This window comes from Microbacterium sp. MRS-1 (assembly GCF_000585455.1).
GTDB lineage: Bacteria > Actinomycetota > Actinomycetes > Actinomycetales > Microbacteriaceae > Microbacterium > Microbacterium laevaniformans.
Map to the genome: position 1 here is coordinate 1 of NZ_JAUF01000129.1, position 842 is coordinate 842.

1 protein-coding gene is annotated in these 842 nt (G+C 69.1%); it reads left to right on the forward strand.

Annotated elements, in window-relative coordinates; genetic code table 11:
• Window positions 1-105: 105 nt before the first annotated feature.
• A partial coding sequence (locus tag AS96_RS14480) for a Mu transposase domain-containing protein (RefSeq protein ID WP_442921714.1) occupies window positions 106-842 on the forward strand: 737 nt, incomplete at its 3' end.

The window sequence follows — 842 nt, forward strand, 5'->3', positions numbered from 1 at the left end:
CTGTCGCGTCACCGTTCAAGACTCACCCAGCCGGGAGCGAAACCTCTTGATCAACACGGCCTAGCCCTGCAGGGCGGGCTCACGAGGGTTTGGCGGTTCGACAGGATGCGGACCGTCCTGGACCATACCAGCGGCGACCTCGTCCCGCAGTTCGCGGCGTTCGCGAAGCATCACGGCGTGACCGCGGTGGTCTGCCGTCCCCGGTCGGGAAACCGGAAGGGCGTGGTCGAGAAGAACAACCACACTGCCGCACAACGCTGGTGGCGCACACTGCCCGACGAACTCACTCTCGAGCAGGCGCAGGCCAGCTTGAACGCCTTCGCCGCAGGTCAGGACGACCGGCGGCGTGAGGGCGAGCTCGGGACGACGACCGCGTCCGCGCTGTTCGTGAACGAGCGGCTCAGACCGCTGCCCGCGATGGTGTTCCCGGTGATCGTGACCGAGGAGCGCACCGCGACCCGGCAGGCGCTGATCGACTGGCGCGGGAACCGCTACTCCGTCCCGCCCGAACTGGCCGCTGCGAAGGTCACCGTGTCCCAGCGGCTCGGCGCCGACAACATCGACATCGCCACCATCTCGGGCGCGGTGATCGCCCGTCACCGCCTCGCACAGCCCGGGCTCGGGATCACGGTCCGCGACACCGGACATGTCACCGCGCTCGAAGCAGTCGCGATGGCCTCGGCGCCGCCAGGACGTCCGCACCGCCGCAAGGAACGCATCCCACCTGGTGCTGCCGCCCGGCAGGCAGCAGCCGTACTCGCCGGCACCGCAGCACCCTCCACGACCGTGATCAGCCTGGCCGCTTATGAGCAGGCCGCGAAGAACAGGAACACCCTCCGATG